Origin of the sequence: Actinomadura sp. 9N407 (genome assembly GCF_044326315.1) — a bacterium.
In the GTDB taxonomy this organism is placed as follows: Bacteria; Actinomycetota; Actinomycetes; order Streptosporangiales; family Streptosporangiaceae; genus Spirillospora.
Map to the genome: position 1 here is coordinate 116730 of NZ_JBIRAW010000028.1, position 17784 is coordinate 134513.

The window sequence follows — 17784 nt, forward strand, 5'->3', positions numbered from 1 at the left end:
TTGAACGGAGCATCGCCCTTGAACGGAGTCATGTGAACGCCTTCGCGTCCCACCCTGACCTGGCCGTACGGACCCTGGGCGGATCGGTCATCGCGGCCAGCGACGAGTCGTTCGAGGAGAAGGAGAACCTCCTCAACCCGTGGGCTCCCGCGTTCCGTCCGGGGACCTTCGGGGCCAAGGGACAGGAGTACGACGGCTGGGAGACCGCGCGCCGCCGCCCCGGCGAGAACGGCGAACTCGGCCATGACTGGGCGATCGTCCGGCTCGGCCTGCCGGGCGTGATCCACGGCGTCGTGATCGACACGGCCTGGTTCAAGGGCAACTTCCCGCCCCGAGCGTCGGTGGAGGCCTACGGGGCCGACGGCCACCCGTCACCCGCCGAACTGGCCGGCGCGGACTGGATCGAGATCGTTCCGATGAGCCCGCTGAAGGGGGACACCGCCCACGCCTTCACGGTCGACGCGGCCCGGCGCTTCACCCACGTACGGCTCAACATCTTCCCGGACGGCGGCGTGGCCCGCCTGCGCGTCCACGGCGAGGTCGTGCCCGATCCCCGGCTGCTGACCGGCCTGACCACCGATCTGGCGGCCCTGGAGAACGGGGCCCGGGTGATCGGATGCTCCGACATGTTCTACTCGTCCCCGGACCACATGCTGTTCCCGGGACTGGGCCGCGACCAGTCGGAGGGCTGGGAGACCGCCCGCCGCCGGGAGCCCGGCAACGACTGGGCGATCGTCCGGCTCGCGGCACCCGGCGTGATCCGGCTCGCCGAGTTCGACACGACCCACCTGAAGTTCAACGCGCCCGGCCACGTCTCCCTGAGCGGAATCGACGCCCGTACCGGCGACCTGGACGACCCGGACGGCTGGCACGAGCTGCTGGGACGGACCCGGATCCAGCCGGACGGCCGGCACCGCTTCCGGCTGGACGGGACCCGCGAGGTCACGCACGTACGGCTCGACATCTTCCCGGACGGGGGGCTGAGCCGATTGCGCCTGCTCGGGGACATCTCACCCGACGGCGAACGCCTGCTGCAGGACCGCTGGACCCGCCTCACCACGGGCCTCATCCCTGACCACACCACGGGCCTCACCACGGGCTGACCGGCCGGAAGGGGAGCCGCTCCCGCCCCGGCCGATCACGCCCTCACCACCCTGTGGCGGTCACGACTCGGGGGCCGGCTCCTCCTCGAGGAGGTCGTCGAACTCGCCGTCCTTGACCCCGGCGACGAAAGCGTCCCACTCGGCCTCGGTGAAGTAGAGGATCGGTCCCGCGGGGTTCTTGGAGTCGCGCATGACGACGGCCCGCTCGCCGAAGTCCTTGTGACTCACGGGCACGTCCTTGCCATCGACGAACTCGATGATGACACCGTCGCTGAGTAGCGGCTGCTGCTCGGTCACTGCACACCTTCTCCGTCCGGACACTACGTCGGGCTCCAGGCTAGTAGCACCGCGCGAACGCGAAGGCACGCATCGGCGAAGGAGGGGTGACCCGGCTGCTCAGAAGTCGGTGAGGAGGCGGGCGGCGACCGTTTCCAGCCGGGCCTGGATCTCGTCGGCGCTGGCCTGCCCGCGCAGCATCTCGATCATCTCCATCGTCCAGACGCCGGACAGCGCCCGGACCACCACGCGGCGCGGATCGCCGTCCGGGATCGGGGTCTTCGGCCCGGTGGCGGCGCGCAGCAGCATCGCGGCGAGCCGCTCGCCGGAGTCGGTCTTGACGTCCGACAGCAGCAGCGAGCGGATCAGCGCGTCGGCCAGTTCGGGCTCGCGCATCAGGCCGCGGGTCGCGCGCATCAGGACCTCGATGGCGCGTCCGGGCGGGTCGTCGGCCTGCGGCGGGCGGCGCTCGATGCTGTCCTCCAGCAGGTCGAGCTCCTCGCTGACCACGGCCACGACCAGGTCCATCTTGGACGGGAAGTAGCGGTAGAGGGTCCCCAGGGCGACCCCGGCCCGTTCCGCCACCGGGCGCATCTGCATCGCCTCGACCCCGCCCCGCGAGGCCAATGCGGCGGCCGCCTGCACGATGCGCTTGCGCCGCTGGTGCTGGCTGCGCGAGCGCACGCCCTGCTCGGTGGCCGTAGGCTCTGCGGTCACGGTCGTTTCCCTTCCCTGCGTCGAGCGCACGCGGCACTCCGGTCGGCGCACCCAGCGTACCCGCGCTAGCGAGAACGTGTTATCTGATCGTCCGTCCCGTACCGTGGACCTGGCGTCCGCGAGGGTGCCGGTGAACCGTTCCACCCGTGGTTAACCACGGAACGGACGGATACCGAACGGGGCTCTGGACATCAACTAGAATCTGTTCTAGTTTTCTCGCGAATCATCTTTCCTGACCGTCGTTCCGATTCGCCCTCCCCCGAGGCCGGTCGGCCGGGAGGTGGACACGGTGACCGTGGCGGCGATGCTCCGAGCCCGAGCGGCCGATGATCGGCCTGGGTTGCGGTGCGCGGACGACGGCAGATCCTGGACGTGGCGCGAGGTCGTCACCGAATGCGAGGCGCGCGCCGCGTGGTTGGCGGCGGCCCGGCGCACCCCCGAGCGGCCCGCGCATGTGGGAGTGCTGCTCGACAACGTTCCGGAGATGGTGTTCCTGCTGGGCGGTGCCGCGCTGTCGGGCGCGGTCGTGGTCGCCCTCAACTCCTCCCGTGGCGCGGCCGAGCTGGCCGGCGACGCCGAGCGCGCCGACTGCGACCTGATCGTGACCCAGTCCCGGCACGCCGCCCTCGCCGCGGAGCTGGCCGCCGCGCTGCCTGCCGCGCTGCCCGTCCTCGACATCGAGGGCGACGCGTACAAGGAACGGCTGAAGACCGCTCCCACCACGCCCGCGGCGGACCCGCCGGTGGACATCACGTCGCTGCTGATGCTGATCTTCACATCCGGTACGTCCGGCCGCCCCCGCGCGGTCCGCGTCACCCACCGGAAGGTGGTCGTCCCGGGCGAGGCCCTCGCCGAGAGGCTGCTGTCACCTGAGGACGTCATCTACTGCCCGATGCCGCTGTTCCACTCCGGCGCCGTCATGGCCGCGTACGCACCGGCCCTGGCCGCCGGTGCGGAGCTGGTGCTGCGCGCGCGGTTCTCGGCCTCGGGCGTGCTGCCTGATGTGCGCGCGTACGGCTGCACCTACCTCCACTACGTCGGGAAGGCCCTGTCGTACGTGCTCGCCACTCCGGCGGGCAGCAGTCCCGGGGACGGCGACAACACACTGAAGTTCGCGTTCGGGAACGAGGCGGCACCGGCCGAGCAGCGGGCGTTCGCCGAGCGTTTCGGCTGTTTCGTCATCGACGGCTACGGCTCCACCGAGACCGCGATCTCGCTCGTCCCCGATCCGCTGGGGCCGCCCGACTCGATCGGCAAGCTCAGCGACGGCATCAAGGTGCTCGATCCCGCCACCGGCAAGGAATGCCCGCCAGCGCGGTTCGACGACGCCGGCCGCCTGGCCAACGGCGACGAGGCGATCGGTGAACTGGTCAACACCCAGGGCCTCGGGCTCTTCGACGGCTACTACAACGAGGACGCCCCCGACCGGCTGCGCGACGGCATGTTCTGGAGCGGCGACCACGCTTACGCCGACGAGAACGGCTACGTGTTCTTCGCCGGGCGCACGGCCGACCGCATCCGCGTGGACGGCGAGAACTTCGGCGCCGCCCAGGTCGAGCGGGTCCTGGCCGCCTTTCCCGGCGTACGGCAGCTGGCCGTGTACGGCGTCCCCGACGCGGCCTCCGGCGACCAGGTGATGCTCGCCCTGGCCGCCGACGGCTTCGACCCCGAGGCGTTCGCGGAGTACCTGCGCGGGCGCGCCGACCTGAGCCCCAAGTGGCCGCCGCGGTACGTGCGGGTCGCGGCCGAGCTGCCCGCGACGGCGTCCAACAAGATCCTCAAACGCCGGCTGGTCAAGGAGGGCTGGCGTACCGGCGACCCGGTGTGGTGGCGGCCCGGCAAGGACCTCGCCTACCGCCGGATGACCGACGAGGACCTGGCCGGCATCCGGACCGAGTTCGAGAGCCGCGACCGCCTCCACCTGCTCGAGTAGGCGGCGCCGCACCAGGACCGACATGAGCTGCATGACGAGACGTCATGGCTGGACTGACATGGCTGGACGTACATGGCTGGACGTACATGGCTGGAGAGGAGCGATGAGTGGACTTCAATCTCGATGAGACCCGGCAGGAACTGCGGGGACTCGCCGCCGACGTGCTCGGGACGGAGGCGGCCAGGGAACGGCTCGAGGCGTTCGAGAAGACCGGCGCGCCGTACGACGCCGGTGTCTGGAAGGCCCTCGGCCAGGCCGGGCTCCTCGGCGTCTGCCTGCCCGAGGACGTCGGCGGCGCGGGGCTGGGCGCGATCGAGCTCACCGTGCTGCTGCGGGAGATCGGCGCGCATGTCGCTCCCGTTCCCGCGTACGCCTCGCTCGCGCTGGCCGCCGTCCCGATCGCCGCGCACGGTACGCCGGAGCAGCGTGCTCTACTGGCGCCGCTGAACGACGGCGGGGCGGTGTTCACCGGCGCGTACCGCGAGGTCGGCACGGCTGGCACGGTCGCCGCGACCGCGCGCCGCGACGGCGACGGGTACGTGCTCGACGGCGTGAAGACCTTCGTCCCGTACGCGGTGGAGGCCTCCCGCATCCTGATCCCGGCCCGCCTCGACGGGCAGGTCGGTGTCTTCCTGGTCGAGCCGTCGGCCGTCACGCTCACGCCGCAGCACTCGGCGACGAGCGAGCCGCTGTCGCGGATCGAGCTGGGCGGCGCACGGGTCGGCGCGGACGCGCTGCTCGGTGGTGTCGCGGACGGCGCGGCCTGGACGACCCTGCGGCGTTCGGCCGTGGCCGGCGCGGTGGCGCTGTCGTCCGGCGTGATCGAGGGCGCCCTCAACCTGACCACCGAGTACATCAAGACCCGCGAGCAGTTCGAGCGCGCGCTGGCCCAGTTCCAGGCCGTGACCATGCAGATCGGCGACGTCTACATCGCCAAGCGGACCCTGGACGTGGCCGTCTGGGCGGCCGCCTGGCGGCTCGCCGAAGGGCGCGAGGACGTCGACGCGGACCTCGCGGTCGCCTCGTACAACGCCTGCGCCCCGGTCGTGGAGGCCCTCTACACCTGCCAGCACCTGCACGGCGGGATCGGGCTGGACGTGACGTACCCGCTGCACCGCTACTTCGGCTGGGGCAAGCAGATCGGGCACCTGCTCGGCGGAGCGGACGACCAGCTCGACACTCTCGGCGCCGTCATCGCCGGTACGGCCAGCGCACAGGAGGCGTGAGTTGTTCATCGACCTGACCGACGACCAGAAGAAGCTCCGCGCCGAGCTGCGCGAGTACTTCGAGAACTGCATGGGCCCCGAGGTCCGCGCCGCGATCACCGCCGACCCGTTCGGCGACGCGTACGCCGAGCACTGCAAGAAGCTGGGCCGGGACGGGATGCTGGGCGTCGGGCTGCCCAAGGAGTACGGCGGCCGCGGGTTCGGGCCGCTGGAGCAGCAGATCTTCGCCAACGAGATCGCCCGCGCCGAGGTGACGTACCCGATCATCACGCTGAACTCGGTGGCACCGACGATCCTGGAGTACGGGACCGACGCGCAGCGGGAGTACTTCCTGCCGCGGATCCTGGCGGGGGAGTGCCACTTCGCGGTCGGCTACAGCGAGCCGGGCGCCGGTACCGACCTGGCCGCGCTGCGCACCACCGCGGTCCGCGACGGCGACCAGTACGTGATCAACGGGCAGAAGATCTTCACCTCGGGCGCGCACACCGCCGACTACGTCTGGATGGCGGCCCGTACCGATCCCGGCGCCAAGAAGCACAAGGGCATCTCGATGCTCATCGTGGACTGCGAGGACCCGGGCTTCTCCTGGACGCCGATCATCACGATGGACGGCCGGCACCACACCAACTCCACGTACTTCCAGGACGTGCGCGTACCGGCGGACATGCTCATCGGCGAGGAGAACAAGGGCTGGGACCTGATCGTCAGCCAGCTCAACCACGAGCGCGTGACGCTGGGCCCGGCGGGCAACATCGGCTCCATGTACGTCCGCTTCGAGCGCTGGGCCCGGACGACCCCGGGCCCGGACGGCGAGCCGCTGATCAACGACGCGACGGTCCGCCGCGCGGTGGCCCTGGTGTACTCCTACCTGCGCAACAACGAGCTGCTCAACTGGCAGGTCGCGGCGAACCAGGACCTCGGCTGGCTGGGCGCGCCGGACGCCTCCGCGACCAAGATCTACGGCTCCGAGCGCAAGCAGGAGGTGGGCCGGATCGTGGGCGACGTGGTGGCCAGGTACGGCGACCCGGGCGACCCGGCGACGGCGGAGTTCATCAAGGAGATCGACGCCCGGGCCAAGGGCGCGCTGGTGCTGACGTTCGGCGGCGGCGTGAACGAGATCCAGCGCGAGCTGATCGCGATGATCGGCCTCGGGCTGCCCCGCGCACCGCGATGACCGGCGCGCTCGAGCGGCCGGCCGGCGCGGGCGAGCAGGCGGCCGGCGTGCACGAGCGGCTCACCGGCTTGGCGGCGAGGCTGGCGGACGCGGGCGAACGGCCCGCGCCGCCCTGCCTCGACCCGGTCAACGAGCCGATGATCCGCAACTGGACGCAGGCGCTCGGCGACCCGGACCCGGCCTGGCACGCGGGCGGCCTGGCCCCGCCCGCGATGATCCAGGTCTGGTCGATGGCCCGGCCGGCCGGTACGGAGGGGGGCGGCGCGGGCGACGGCGTCCTGGCGCTGCTCGACTCGTCCGGCTTCACCGGCGTCGTCGCGACCAACTGCGAGCAGACGTACGACCGCTACCTGCGGCACGGCGAGCGGCTCCACTCGACCACGCGGTTCGGCGGGTTCACCGGGCCGAAGAAGACCGGGATGGGCGAGGGCTACTTCGTCACCTGGTTCCAGACCTGGTACGACGAGCAGGACGAGCGCGTCGCGGAGATGCTGTTCCGCGTCCTGAAGTTCCGCCCGCGCACGGGGAAGCCCGACACGGGCAAGCCCGGCGGCGCGTACCCGCTGCGTCCCGCCATCGGCCCCGACACGGCGTTCTTCTGGGACGGCGTCAAGGCCGGTGAGCTGCGGATCCAGCGGTGCGCCGACTGCGGTGTTCTTCGCCATCCGCCCGGCCCGATGTGCCCGCGCTGCCAGTCTGCCGAACGGGACCACGTGGTCGCGAGCGGGCGCGGCGAGGTCTACAGCTACGTCGTGCACCACCACCCGCCCGTCCCCGGCCGTACGCCCCCGTACGTGGTGGCCGTCGTCGAACTGGAAGAGGGCGTACGGGTCGTCGGCAACGTCAACGGCTGCCCGCCCGAGGACGTGACGGTCGGCATGCCGGTCAAGCTCACGTTCGAGCGCGTCGACGACGACCTGACGTTGCCGCAATGGCTCCCGGCCACCGCGCCGGTAGAACCGGTTCTCGCCGCCGAGCCGGAGACCGACCTCCCCGCCGATCCACCCGTACTCGAGATCCCGCTGACACCGACGTTCGTGATCGCCACCGCGCTGGCCACCCGGGACTTCACGCCGGTGCACCATGACCCCGCGTTGGCCCGCGCCCAGGGGAGCAAGGACATCTTCGTCAACATCCTGACGACGATGGGCCTGGTGCAACGGGCGGCGCTGGCGACCGTACCGGGCGCGGTGCTGGAACGGATCGAGGTCAGGCTGGGAGCGCCCGCGTACGCCGGCGACACCCTGCGCCTGTACGCCGAGCGCCTGGACGAGGCGACGGTTCGCGTACGTGGAACGGTCCCGCTCGGCGACCACGTCACCGCCACCGTGAAGCTCAACACCGGGAAGCTCAGCACGGGGAAGCTCAGCACCGGGAAGATCGAGGAGCGAGCGTGACCCTGTCCGGCAAGGCCGCCATCGTCGGGATCGGGGCCACCGAGTTCTCCAAGGAGTCCGGGCGGTCGGAGCTGCGGCTGGCGGCCGAGGCGTGCCTGGCCGCGATCCGCGACGCGGGGCTGAGCCCGGCGGACGTGGACGGGCTGGTCACGTTCAGCGCGGACGCCAACTCCGAGATCGCCGTACAGCGCGAGCTGGGCATCCCCGGGCTGCGGTTCTTCTCCCGGGTCGAGTACGGCGGCGGCGCGGCCTGCGGGACCGTCGCGCACGCCGCGATGGCCGTGGCGACCGGGCAGGCCGACGTCGTCGTCTGCTACCGCGCGTTCAACGAACGTTCCGGGCACCGGTTCGGGCAGGCGTCCCCGTCCGGCCGGAACGACTCCACCGGGCTGGAGTTCTCCTGGCACCTGCCGTTCGGCTTCGCGACCCCGGCCGGCTGGGTGGCGATGCAGGCCCGCCGCTACATGCACGAGTACGGCGCCACCAGCGAGGACTTCGGCCGGGTCGCGGTCGCGATGCGGCGGCACGCGGCGACCAATCCCAAGGCGTGGTTCCACGGGCGGCCGATCACGCTGGACGAGCACCAGTCGTCCCGCTGGATCGTGGACCCGCTGCACCTGCTGGACTGCTGCCAGGAGTCCGACGGCGGCGTCGCCATCGTGGTCACCACCGCCGACCGCGCCCGTGACCTGCCCCAACCGCCGGCCGTCATCAGCGCCGCCGCCCAGGGCACCGGGCCGGACCAGATGATGATGTTCGGCTACTACAGCGGCGATATCGGCACGCTGCCCGCGATGGGCAACGTGGGCGACGACCTGTGGCGGCGGTCCGGGCTGGCCCCCGCCGACGTGCAGACCGCGATCCTGTACGACCACTTCACGCCGTTCGTCCTGGTCCAGCTGGAGGAGCTGGGCTTCTGCGGGCGCGGCGAAGCACGCGACTTCATCAAGGAGGGTGGCATTGAGCTGGGCGGGCGGCTGCCGGTCAACCCGAACGGGGGTCAGCTGGGTGAGGCGTACATCCACGGCATGAACGGCATCGCCGAGGGCGTCCGGCAGGTCCGCGGCACCTCGGCCAACCAGGTACCGGACGTGCGCAACGTCCTGGTCACCGCGGGAACGGGCGTCCCCACCAGCGGCCTGGTCCTCAGTACCCCCTGACGACCGGCGAAACGTCCCCGCCGCGTCGTAGACTGCCGCGCGAGCGGAGAAGGAAGGCCGTGAGGAAGGCCGGGGGATGGGCAAGCACAGCAAGCCGCCCACACGTACATGCCCAGGTTGCAACGGCTCTGGCGTCCACCGGGGTCAGACCTGCGGTGTCTGCCGGGGCGAGGGGATGATCTGATTCGATGGCGACGACCTACCCGCCGGACGGATGCACGTTCGAGGTGACCTACACCCTCGGCAGGCGGGGCATGGGACACGAGTCGTTCTCCGACGTGTACGCCCTGGGCCGCTGGTTCAAGGAGATGGAACGGCGCGGAGCGCTCGCCCCCGAGGACTTCCGGACCCCCGACGAGGACGGCCGCAACGGCTACCAGATCCTGTGCGTCACCCCGAGCGAACGCGTGGCGATCAGCTACTTCCACCCGCGCCTGGTCATGGGACGCATCGAAGGCAGCGTTCTCTAAGCCCGACGACCTGGCCTAGCCGGTGGTGGAGGGGCTCGGGGTCGGGTTGGAGGTGGGGCTCGGGCCGGGGCCTGGGGTCTCGGTGGGCGGGTCCGTCGGCGGCTGCGACGGGTCCGGCGGCTCAGAGGGTTCCGTGGGGGGCTGGGACGGGTCCGGCGGGGTCTGCCCATCGGGGTCGGTGGGCGGCGCTTCGGGGGACTCCGGCGGGGTCGTGTCCTCCGGCGGCGTCGTGGTCTCGCCCGGCTCGGTCGGCTTGGGGCTGTCGGGCGAGGTCGCCGGGGCGTCCGGGGTGCCGCTTCTCGGAGCCGTGGCGGCCGGTTCCTGGTCCTCGGTGGCCGCGCTGGGTGCGGGCCCGCCCTTGTCGCCAGGCGCTGTGTCGTTCGGCGATGTGCCGTCGGGACGGGCGGTGCCGGAGCCGGCCGGGGTTCCGCTGGTGGTGGCGCCGGTCTGGGTGTTGCCCGCGGAGGGGACCACGGCGCTCATGCCGCCGCCCTTGGCGGTCGGCCAGGACACCAGCAGCCCGACGGCGGCCGCCACCGAGGCGGCCATCCCGGCCACCGCTCCGATGCTCTTGATCCTCTTGCGCCGGGTGGCGCGGTCGCGTCCCGGCCGGGTGGCCACCTCGGAGCCGATCACCACGAGGGGGCTGGGCGACACCACGTCCGACAGCGGGTGGGTGACCTCGTCGGCGCAGGCGGCGAGCACCTGGTCGCGCAGCCACGCGGGCGGCCGGTCCGGGACGCGACCGGCCAGCAGGCGCGGCAGCCGGCCCTTCTCGAACGCGGTGATGAGTTCCATGTGCACGGCGGGGTCGGCGGCGCCGCGCATGAGCCGGTCCAGTACGGCGCGTTCCAGCCGGGTACGGGCGGCGTGCACGAGCCCGTGCACCGTGTCGGGGGCGATGCCGAGGACCCGCGCGATGTCGGGGACCTCCAGCCACTCGCCCGACCACAGCAGCAGGGCCTCGCGCTGGTCGGCGCGCAGGTCCGCCGCCGCGCGCAGCAGCGGGTCGCCAGGGGACCCGAAGACCGGCCGGTCACCGGAGAACGCGCCGAGCGACGCGCATGCGGAACGTGACAGCGCGTACAGCCAGAGCACGCTGTCGCCGCGCGGCGGGTGCTGGACCGCCGCGACGAAGGTGTCCCGGACGGCCGCCGCCGCGCCCTCGTCGCCGATCAGTGACCAGCAGTGGGCGTGCAGCCGGACGGCGTGCGCGTCGTAGAGGGTTCCCAGGTCCCCGCGCATGTGACCTCCGATGTGAGCCGGTCGTGGCCCCGTGTGAGCCGGTCGCGGACCCTGCGTGCGGTTCGGACGGATCAGTGGGAAGGGGGACTCTAGTGCACCGGCTGGACGTCTGAGAAGTCCGAGACGTCCGGGCGTGTCGGATCTTACGGAACGTGACCGTTCGGGGGTTGGTGCGGTGTTCGGTAGGTCTCGCGAGGTAAGGGCTGGCGCGCGATGAACGCGTCGTTCACGGAGATTTAAGGAATTCTCCGGCAAAAGGCTGATTGGTGATGCGGTTCACCAGGGAAGGGTCCGTGCCCTGTCGAGTATCCCTGTCGGAGCATCTGCCTGAGCACCAAGGAGGGCGCCATGACCAGGCTCACCGTCGACGGCGTCTACCAGCACATTCGCGGTGTCTGCTTCAAGAACGGCCCACCCGGGACGGTCGGGGCCGAGACCGAGTGGTTCGTCCTGGACGCCGCCGATCCGGCCGCCCATGTCCCCACCGCCAGGCCGCGCGCCCTGGTGGAGGCGGCCGGGCCACCGCCGAACGGATCCAAGATCACTTACGAGCCCGGCGGGCAGTTGGAGCTCAGTTCCCTGCCCGCTCCGGGCATGGCCGCCCTGCACAAGGCCCTGGCCGCCGACATCCGGCACGTCGGCGAGGCGCTGGCCGGGGGCGGGCTCGTCCTGGCCGGGCACGGCGTCGATCCGGTCCGGCCGCCGGTCTTCCAGGCCGACCATCCCCGCTACGTCTGCATGCGCCGCTACTTCGTCTCGGGCGGCTTCGCCGACGCCGGGACGGCCATGATGTGCTCCACGGCGTCCGTCCAGGTGTGCCTGGACATCGGCGCGGACCCGGCCGACGCGGGCCGCCGCTGGCGCCTCGCCCACGCGCTCGGGCCCGTTCTGGTGGCCGCGTTCGCCAACTCGCCGCTGCACGGCGGGCGGCGCACCGGGCTCCGCTCGACCCGGCAGGCCATCTGGACCGCGCTCGACCCCAGCCGGACGCTCCCCGTCCACGACCCCGGCGCGCTCGGTGGCTCGGGTGATCCGGCGGAGGCGTGGACGCGTTACGCCCTGGACGCCCCGGTGATGGTCGTCCGCACCCCGTCCGGCGAGTGGGCGGCCGATCCCGGGATGACCTTCCGGGAATGGCTGGGGAAGGGCGAGCCGGACCTCCGCGACCTCACCTACCACCTGTCCACCCTGTTCCCGCCGGTCCGCCCGCGCGGCTGGCTGGAGCTCCGGATGATCGACGCGCTGCCCGAGCCGTACTGGCCCGTCCCTGTCGCGGTCGCCACCGCCCTCCTGGACGACCCGCGCGCCGCCGCGGCCGCGGAGGAGGCCGCGGAGCCGGTGGCGGGCCTCTGGGCGGAGTCGGCCCGGTACGGCCTCACCGACCCGGCCCTCGCGGCCGCTGCCCGCGCCTGTTTCACCGCCGCGCTGGAGGCCCTGCCTCGTCTGGGGGCGGCGGAACTCGTCCCGCTGGTGGACGAGTACGCCCGCCGGTACGTGGAACGGGGCCGCAGCCCCGCCGACGATCCGCCGCCATCCCGCGAGGTTGCCGGAGGCGTGCGGAATGCGGCCGCGCGGAAGGCGGCTGGAAACCAGCAGAAGACGGACGCACAGGCATGAGGGAGACGGCTGACATGGCAGAAGGCGCAGGCATGGCCGCGCCAGGCTCGCTGGACGAGCACGCGCTGAAGGAACTGATCGCCGACGAGCTGGGCGCGGTACGGGACCGCAGCCTGGGGCTGACCACCATGGCCTTGGACGAGGCCGAGCTGACCGCACAGGTCTCCCCGTTGATGTCCCCGCTCGTCTGGGACTTGGCCCACGTCGGCAACTACGAGGAGCTATGGCTGCTGAGGGCCACCGCAGGCATCGAGCCGATGCGCCCGGAGATCGACGACCTGTACGACGCGTTCGAGCACCCCCGTGTGGAACGGCCCAGCCTGCCCCTGCTGCCGCCCAGTGAGGCCCGTTCCTACCTCGCGACGGTCCGCGCCAAAGTGCTGGACGCGTTGGGCTCTGTACGGTTCGATCCCGCGAATCCCCTCACGTCGGGAGGCTTCGTCTACGGGATGGTCGTCCAGCACGAGCATCAGCACGACGAGACCATGCTGGCCACCCACCAGCTCCGAAAAGGCGCTCCAGCCCTCCTCGATCCGCCCGACCTTCATCTGGGAACGAGCACGCCTGCGGACAAGACCGAAGTGCTGATCGAAGCAGGCACGTTCGAGATGGGCACATCGGACGACCCCTGGACCTACGACAACGAACGCCCCGGCCACTTGGTGGACCTCCCGGCCTACTACATCGACACCGAACCGGTGACGAACGCCGCGTACATCGCCTTCATGGAGGCGGGCGGTTACGACGAGCCGAGCCACTGGCATCCGAAGGGCTGGGAGTGGCGGTGCGAGAGCGGCAAGGGCGCGCCCGCCTTCTGGTCGCGTGACGGTGGCGGACAGTGGCTGCGGCGACGGTTCGGGCGCATCGAGCCCGTACCGCTGGCCGAGCCGGTGCAGCACGTGTGCTGGTACGAGGCGGACGCCTACGCGCGTTGGGCGGGCAAGCGGCTCCCCACCGAAGCGGAATGGGAGAAGGCCGCGCGCTGGGACCCGGACGCGGGCCGCTCGCGCCGCTACCCGTGGGGCGATGTCTACGAACCGAGCCGCGCCAACCTGGGACAGCAGCGGCTCAAGCCCGCCGAGGCCGGATCGTACGAGTCGGGTGCCTCCGCCTACGGTGTGCGGCGCCTCCTAGGGGACGTGTGGGAATGGACGTCCTCGGACTTCCACGGGTACGCGGGCTTCGAGCCGTTCCCGTACAAGGAGTATTCGGAGGTCTTCTTCGGGCCCGGCCACAAGGTTCTGAGGGGCGGCTCCTGGGCGACGCACCCGCTGGCCGTCCGGGGCACGTTCCGTAACTGGGACTATCCGATCAGGCGGCAGATCTTCACCGGCTTCCGCTGCGCCCGCGCCGCCATCCCCACTGTGCCCACCTCTGTGTCTTCCCCTGGTTCTTCCTGGAAAAGAGGCGCCTGATGTGCCGCCACCTGGGCTACCTGGGCCCGGCCCGTACGCTGCACTCCCTCATGTTCGAGGGCGAGTACTCCCTGGAGCGCCAGTCGTACGCGCCTCGCATGACCCAGGGCAACCTGCTCAACGCCGACGGTTTCGGCGCCGGCTGGTACCACGAGGAGGGACGGCCGGTACGGTTCCGGCGCGCGCAGCCCATCTGGGCCGACGCGTCGTTCCGCGAGGTCGCCGGGGCAGTCCGGACCACCTGCGCGGTCGCCGCGATCCGTTCCGCCACGATCGGCTTCCCGGTGGACGAGTCGTGCGCGCAACCGTTCCGTGCCGGCGGCGGAACGGCCACCGACCCGCGGCCCGGCCGGTTCTTCAGCCACAACGGCAAGATCGAGGGCTTCGCCGGGATCGAGGGCAAGCTGCGCGAGCTGGCCGGAGACCTCGGCGGGCTCGCCGACGCGCGGGCTCCGGTCGACTCGGCACTGCTGTTCGGCCTGGCCGCGCGGCTGTGGGACGAGGGCCGCACGCTCGGCGAGGGGCTGTCCGAGGTCGTCCGGCAGGCGACGGCACTGGCCCCTGGCCGCTACAACCTGCTCGCCGCCGACGGCACCACACTGGCGGCCACGACCTGGGGCGACTCGCTGTTCGTCCTCGCGAGGCGGCGCAGCGGATGGCGCGTGGACCTCCCGACCGGCGCACCGGTCAAGGACAGCCCCCGGCTGGGCGAGCTGTGGATCTCGTCCGAGCCGCTCGACGACGACCCCGCCTGGCAGGCCGTACCCGACCATTCGCTCGTGACGGCCGACCTGATGTCCGGCGTGAGCATCACGCCGCTGTAGACCACACGAACCCATGGGAAAGACCCTGAAGGAGACTCTGTGGACCGGTTCCTGACCGCCGACGACCTCGCCAAGACGCTGCGCCGCGACGTACGGGAGGGGCTGGAGAGCAGCCCGAAAACGCTCCCGCCCAAGTGGTTCTACGACGAGCGGGGCAGCGAGCTGTTCGAGGAGATCACCCGGCTGGAGGAGTACTACCCGACCCGCCGGGAACGGGAGATCCTCATCGCCCGCGCTCCCGAGATCGCCGCCGTCACCGGGGCCCGCACGCTGCTGGAACTGGGCGCCGGATCGGGGGAGAAGACCCGGCTGCTGCTGGACGCCTTGAGCGGGACGCTGCGCACGTACGTTCCGGTGGACGTGAGCGGAGACTTCCTGGTGGGCGCGGCCGACCAGATCGCCGCCGAGCATCCCGGGCTGGACGTGCGGCCCGCCGTCGCCGACTACGAGCAGCACCTGCACCTGCTGCCGGGCGGCGACCGGCGGCTGGTGGCCTTCCTCGGCGGGACGATCGGCAACATGCCGCCCGCCGACCGGATCGGGTTCCTGTCCGGCCTGCGCGCCACGATGGAGCCGGACGACGCGCTGCTCATCGGCGCCGACCTCGTCAAGGACGAGCGGCGCCTCGTCGCGGCGTACGACGACGCGGCCGGGATCACCGCCGCGTTCAACCGCAACGTCCTGCACGTGATCAACCGGGAACTGGACGCGGACTTCGACACCACCGCCTACGAGCACGTGGCGTTCTGGAACGCCGCCGACGAGTGGATCGAGATGCGCCTGCGCTCCACCCGGGACCAGTCCGTACGCGTGGGCGGCCTCGACCTGGAGGTGTCGTTCACCGCCGGCGAGGAGATGCGTACCGAGATCTCCAGCAAGTTCCGCCGCGAACGCCTGGCCGCCGAACTGGAAGCCGCCGGTCTCGTCCTCGCCGAGTTCTGGACCGACGAGGCCGCCGACTTCTCGCTGTCCCTCGCCCGCCCCGCCGCCTAGCTTGAGGTGGGGCCCTAGCTTGAGGTGGGGTTGGCCAGTCCGTGGCGCTTGAGGTCGTCGACGAGACGGGTCGCGATGTAGCGGTGGCCCTCCGGGGTGGGGTGCACCCCGTCCGCCTGGATGAAGCGCGGCGCGTTGCCGGCGCCCTGGAGGCGGTGGCCGGTGATCCAGCGTTCGGCGATCGGGTCGATGAAGGGCACGCCGACCTGCTGGGCCACCCCGCGCAGCGCGTTCCGTACGTTGAGCGCGCCCGGTGGCGGGGACTGGTTGCCCCAGATCGGGCCGATGAACGCGACCCGCGTGTCCGGCCAGCGCTTGCGGGCGCGTTCCAGCACGTCACGTGCTGCTTCGGCGACCTGCTGCGGCGGCTTGTTCCAGTCGTTGTGGCCGCCCGACACGATGAGCAGGTCGGGTGCCGGGCGCCAGCCGAGCTGGCTCTCGAACAGCAGCCCGAACGCCTGCCCGGCCCTGCCCGCGGTCACGAACCCGGTGCCGCTGCGCCCGGCCACGATGACCTGCCAGCCCAGCAGCCGGGCCGCCGCGGCGGCGTAGGTGTACTCCTGCAGGTTGCCGCGGTCGCCCACCGTGTAGCTGTCGCCGAGGAACATCACCACGGGCGCCGTGGCGGCGACCGGCTTGGTCGCGGCCACCGCCGGGCTCGTCCGGGGGGTCGGATCGTCGGCCAGCACACCACAGCCGGTCGCCGTTACGGAGGCGAGGCACAGCGCAAGAATCGCCGCGCCGCGGCGCGCGCGGCGAGAAGTCATGGAGGTTCCACCGGTTTCGTGAGGAGAGTCCAGGTGATTTTAGGAGAATTCGTGGCCGCGCGCGTACCGTCCGCGCACTCCTGTGCCGTCCTGTTACTTCCGTGCCGTTCTGTTACTCCTGTACTGCTCTTCCCGTGCCGCCTTCGTCGCTTCAAGCGCCGCCGCGCATCCCTACACGCGCCGTTCATCGCCGCCTCACGCCGCCGACCCGAGCGGGACATCCGGCGGGGCCAGGGTCTCGCGGGTGACCCGACACGACCACCCCCGCGACCACGGCAGCCCTCACGGACAGGGCCCCGCTCGCGAACCGGGCCGCTCTCGCGGACAGGGCAGGCTGCGCGAGCTCGACCTGCTGCGTTTCCTGGCGGCGCTGGCGGTGGTGCTGTTCCACTTCACCGGGTTCGACGGCGCCGGGCCGTGGCCGGAGCCGTCGCGGGAGCTGTTCGGGACGCTCGGCCAGATCACCAAGTACGGCTACCTGGGCGTCGACCTGTTCTTCCTGATCAGCGGCTTCGTCATCCTGATGAGCGCGTGGGGCCGTTCACCGGGGGAGTTCGGGATCTCGCGGGTGGTCCGGCTGCTGCCCGCGTACTGGGCCGGCGTCCTGCTCGGGCTGGCCATCTGGGCCGGGTTCCGGCTGGGCAACGGCGTTCCGGGCCTGGTCGTCCCGAACCTCACCATGCTGCAGAGCGGCCTCGGCCTCAAGAACGTGGACGCGGTCTTCTGGACGCTCTGGATCGAGATGCACTTCTACGTGCTGATCGCGGTACTGGCGGCCATCGGCATCACCTACCGCGGTTGCCTCGTCTTCATGGCCGGGTGGCTGCTGGCCGGGATCTTCGCCGACGAGGCCGACCAGAAGCTGCTGCAGGTCATGCTCATGCCGACGTGGAGCCCGTACTTCATCGGCGGCATGGCCCTCTACCTGATCTACCGGTTCGGCCCGACGCTGCTCCTGTGGGGGTACGTGGCGGTCTCGTGGCTGCTGGCCATGCACTGGGGCGCCTGGCGTACCGGCCACGTGTTCCAGGGATCGGACGAGACGGTCGTCGCGGTGGCCGTCACCGCCATCTTCGGCGTGATGATCCTCGTCGTGACCGGCCGCCTGAGCTGGTTGCGCTGGCGCGCCCTTACAGTCCTGGGCGCGCTGACCTACCCGCTGTATCTCACGCATTCACAGGTCGCCCTGCCGCTGCTGAAGTACGCCTACCCCGCGATGAACCGCTGGGCCGCACTCGTCCTCGCCACCGCAGTCTCCCTACTGGTCGCGTACGCGGTGTACCGCCTGATCGAGCGTCCTGGACAGTCCTGGATGCGAGCCCGCCTGAAGGAATCCCTGATCCCGATCCGGGAGAACCAGGACGCCGGGCGGAAGAGGCGGGAAACACCGACGGCCGCGCCGTCCGCACGCCCTGAGACGCCGCCGCCCACCGGGACCGTCCCTGAACTCATCCGGCGCTGAGCCGC

General features: G+C 71.5%; 16 protein-coding genes. 12 read left to right on the top strand and 4 right to left on the bottom strand.

The window, feature by feature from the left end; translation table 11 throughout:
* Positions 1-32: 32 nt before the first annotated feature.
* Positions 33-1103 carry an allantoicase gene (gene alc / locus ACH34Q_RS34370; protein WP_395987308.1) on the top strand — a complete coding sequence of 357 codons (1071 nt, stop codon included), beginning with the start codon at positions 33-35 and terminating at the stop codon, positions 1101-1103.
* 60 nt (positions 1104-1163) lie between these two features.
* Here the strand turns inward: alc and ACH34Q_RS34375 are convergent, their stop codons facing one another.
* Positions 1164-1400: a DUF397 domain-containing protein gene (locus ACH34Q_RS34375; protein WP_395987309.1), complete on the bottom strand. Its 237-nt coding sequence runs from the start codon at positions 1398-1400 to the stop codon at positions 1164-1166.
* A 99-nt stretch (positions 1401-1499) separates the two neighbouring features.
* Positions 1500-2096 carry a TetR family transcriptional regulator gene (locus ACH34Q_RS34380; protein ID WP_395987310.1) on the bottom strand — a complete coding sequence of 199 codons (597 nt, stop codon included), beginning with the start codon at positions 2094-2096 and terminating at the stop codon, positions 1500-1502.
* 289 nt (positions 2097-2385) lie between these two features.
* Here ACH34Q_RS34380 and ACH34Q_RS34385 point away from each other — a divergent pair, with 289 nt between their 5' ends.
* The 6 genes from ACH34Q_RS34385 (at position 2386) to ACH34Q_RS34410 (ending at position 9456) form a co-directional block, all read left to right on the top strand.
* The gene (locus ACH34Q_RS34385) at positions 2386-4029 is read left to right on the top strand and encodes an AMP-binding protein (protein WP_395987311.1); all 1644 of its coding nucleotides are present in this window, start codon (positions 2386-2388) and stop codon (positions 4027-4029) included.
* A 107-nt stretch (positions 4030-4136) separates the two neighbouring features.
* Positions 4137-5255 carry an acyl-CoA dehydrogenase family protein gene (locus tag ACH34Q_RS34390; RefSeq protein ID WP_395987312.1) on the top strand — a complete coding sequence of 373 codons (1119 nt, stop codon included), beginning with the start codon at positions 4137-4139 and terminating at the stop codon, positions 5253-5255.
* Between the two features lies 1 nt (position 5256).
* Positions 5257-6429 carry an acyl-CoA dehydrogenase family protein gene (locus tag ACH34Q_RS34395; RefSeq protein ID WP_395987313.1) on the top strand — a complete coding sequence of 391 codons (1173 nt, stop codon included), beginning with the start codon at positions 5257-5259 and terminating at the stop codon, positions 6427-6429.
* Positions 6426-7826, top strand: a complete 1401-nt coding sequence (locus ACH34Q_RS34400) for an OB-fold domain-containing protein (protein ID WP_395987314.1) — start codon at positions 6426-6428, stop codon at positions 7824-7826. The genes ACH34Q_RS34395 and ACH34Q_RS34400 overlap by 4 nt, the downstream gene beginning before the upstream one ends.
* Complete coding sequence (locus ACH34Q_RS34405; protein ID WP_395987315.1) at positions 7823-8986, top strand: lipid-transfer protein; 1164 nt, start codon at positions 7823-7825, stop codon at positions 8984-8986. Before ACH34Q_RS34400 ends, ACH34Q_RS34405 begins: the two co-directional genes overlap by 4 nt.
* Before the next feature lie 188 nt (positions 8987-9174).
* Positions 9175-9456 carry a hypothetical protein gene (locus ACH34Q_RS34410; protein WP_395987316.1) on the top strand — a complete coding sequence of 94 codons (282 nt, stop codon included), beginning with the start codon at positions 9175-9177 and terminating at the stop codon, positions 9454-9456.
* A gap of 15 nt (positions 9457-9471) precedes the next feature.
* Here ACH34Q_RS34410 and ACH34Q_RS34415 read toward each other — a convergent pair whose 3' ends face one another.
* A complete protein-coding gene (locus ACH34Q_RS34415) occupies positions 9472-10701 on the bottom strand; it encodes a hypothetical protein (RefSeq protein WP_395987317.1) in 1230 nt (409 codons plus the stop codon).
* A gap of 348 nt (positions 10702-11049) precedes the next feature.
* Here ACH34Q_RS34415 and egtA point away from each other — a divergent pair, with 348 nt between their 5' ends.
* Genes egtA through egtD form a run of 4 tightly spaced genes read left to right on the top strand, consistent with a single transcriptional unit; the run spans position 11050 to position 15550 of the window.
* On the top strand, positions 11050-12318 hold the full coding sequence (gene egtA, locus ACH34Q_RS34420) for an ergothioneine biosynthesis glutamate--cysteine ligase EgtA (protein ID WP_395987318.1): 1269 nt from the start codon (positions 11050-11052) through the stop codon (positions 12316-12318).
* A gap of 14 nt (positions 12319-12332) precedes the next feature.
* Positions 12333-13733 carry an ergothioneine biosynthesis protein EgtB gene (gene egtB, locus ACH34Q_RS34425; RefSeq protein ID WP_395987319.1) on the top strand — a complete coding sequence of 467 codons (1401 nt, stop codon included), beginning with the start codon at positions 12333-12335 and terminating at the stop codon, positions 13731-13733.
* A complete protein-coding gene (egtC, locus tag ACH34Q_RS34430; protein ID WP_395987320.1) occupies positions 13733-14557 on the top strand; it encodes an ergothioneine biosynthesis protein EgtC in 825 nt (274 codons plus the stop codon). The genes egtB and egtC overlap by 1 nt, the downstream gene beginning before the upstream one ends.
* Positions 14558-14596: 39 nt before the next feature.
* Complete coding sequence (gene egtD, locus ACH34Q_RS34435) at positions 14597-15550, top strand: L-histidine N(alpha)-methyltransferase (RefSeq protein WP_395987321.1); 954 nt, start codon at positions 14597-14599, stop codon at positions 15548-15550.
* Positions 15551-15564: 14 nt separating this feature from the next.
* On the opposite strand, the gene ACH34Q_RS34440 is transcribed toward egtD, so the two are convergent.
* Positions 15565-16317, bottom strand: coding sequence for an SGNH/GDSL hydrolase family protein (locus ACH34Q_RS34440; RefSeq protein ID WP_395987322.1), 753 nt, complete (start codon positions 16315-16317; stop codon positions 15565-15567).
* 244 nt (positions 16318-16561) lie between these two features.
* Between ACH34Q_RS34440 and ACH34Q_RS34445 the strand changes: the two genes are divergently transcribed.
* Positions 16562-17779 carry an acyltransferase family protein gene (locus tag ACH34Q_RS34445; protein WP_395987323.1) on the top strand — a complete coding sequence of 406 codons (1218 nt, stop codon included), beginning with the start codon at positions 16562-16564 and terminating at the stop codon, positions 17777-17779.
* Positions 17780-17784: the final 5 nt, after the last annotated feature.